1 protein-coding gene is annotated in these 1750 nt (G+C 77.9%); it reads left to right on the forward strand.

What is annotated here, in order from left to right; genetic code table 11:
* Nucleotides 1-33 precede the first annotated feature (33 nt).
* On the forward strand, nt 34-1750 hold a 1717-nt coding region (locus G6556_RS18680), incomplete at its 3' end, for a transglutaminase domain-containing protein (RefSeq protein WP_166944634.1).

Here is a 1750-nt window from a genome sequence, read left to right on the forward strand (position 1 = left end):
CGGCCTGCCGGCGCCGAGCGTCCCCGGCGCGGCGTGCCGCGCGGCGGCCGGGCGGTGGTCGACGTGCTGGTGCTCGCCGGCGCCGTCCTCGCCGCCCTGACCCCGCTGCTGCCGGTGTACGGCGGCTCGGTGCTGCTCGCGCCCGTGGTCGGCGGCGTCGTGCTCGGCGCGGCCGTCGGCGTGCTGTCGGCCTGGGCGCGCTGGTCGCCGCCCGTGACGACCGCGGTGCTGCTCGCCGTCACCGTCCTGCTCGGCGGCCCGCTCGCGACGCCGGACCAGACGGTCGGGGGCGTCGTGCCCACGCTCGCGTCGATCGTGTCGGTGGTCCGCGGGTCGGTGCTCGGCTGGAAGGACGTGCTGACCCTGCAGCCGCCGCTCGGGGGCTCGGGCTGGCTGCTGGTGCCGCCGTACCTGCTCGCCGTCGTGGGCACCGCGGTCGCGGTCCGGCTCGCGCTCGGCTCCGGCCGCGCCGCGTCGGCGGCCGCGCTGCTCCCGCCGGTCGTGCTCGCCGGTGCCGTGCTGCTCGGCACCCACACCACGGTCGCCCCCGTGGCGGTCGGCACCGCGATCGGGGTCGTCCTGCTGGTCTGGGCGTCGTGGCGGTCCGGCCGGCTGCGGGCCCGGCGCCCGGTGGCGCTCGTGCTGCTGGTCGCGCTGGCCGGCGGCGCGGGCGTCGCGGCGGGCACCGCGGTCGAGGCGAGCCGGGACCGGTACGTCCTGCGCGACGCCCTGCTGCCGCCGTTCGACCCGCGCGACTACGCCAGCCCGCTGTCCGCGTTCCGCAAGTACGTCAAGGACGACGACACGGTAGAGCTGTTCACCGTGCAGGGGCTGCCCGCGGGCGCCCGGATCCGGCTCGCGACCTTCGACCGGTTCGACGGCGTGGTGTGGAACGTGGCCGGTGACGGCTCGTCGCGCGCCTCCGGCCAGTTCCGCCGGGTCGGCGAGGTGGTCAGCGAGCAGGCCGTCGAGGAGGCCGACGCCGTCCAGGCCTCCGGGACCGGCGGCGAGCGCGTGCAGGTGCAGATCCAGGTCGACGGGCTGACCGGCGTGTGGCTGCCCACCGTCGGCGACGCCGTCTCCGTGCGGTTCGACGACACCGAGGCGCAGTCGCGGCTCCGGTTCAACGACGCGACCGGCGCGGCCGTGCTCACCGGCGGGCTCGGCGAGGGGCTGGGCTACACCCTCGACGCGGTGGTGCCGGCCGAGCCCGACGACGAGCAGCTCGGCTCCGCCGCGGGCAGCGCGCTCGACCTGCCGGAGCCGCAGGGCGTCCCCGACGCCGTGCCGACGGCGGCGGGCGACGCGGCGCGCGAGGCCGAGACGCCGGCCCAGGTCGCCCGCGCGCTCGAGCAGGCGCTGTCCGAGCGCGGGTTCTTCTCGCACGGACGCACGGACCAGGGCGACTACCCGTCGCTGTCCGGGCACGGCGCCGACCGGGTGGCCTCGCTGCTCGGCGGCGACCTGATGGTCGGCGACGACGAGCAGTACGCCTCGGCGATGGCGCTCATGGCCCGCGAGATGGGCCTCCCGGCGCGCGTCGTCATGGGCTTCGTGCCCGGCGACGACGAGGACCCCGCCACCCCGGACGCCCCGGTGGACCCCGACGCGCCGGTGGCCGTCACCGGCGCGGACGTGCACGCGTGGGTCGAGATCGCGTTCGAGGGCCACGGCTGGGTCACGTTCGACCCGACGCCGCCCGAGAGCCAGACGCCGCAGGACGAGCAGGAGACCAGCCAGGCCGACCCCG

Source organism: Cellulomonas sp. IC4_254, assembly GCF_011603975.1.
In the GTDB taxonomy this organism is placed as follows: Bacteria; Actinomycetota; Actinomycetes; order Actinomycetales; family Cellulomonadaceae; genus Cellulomonas.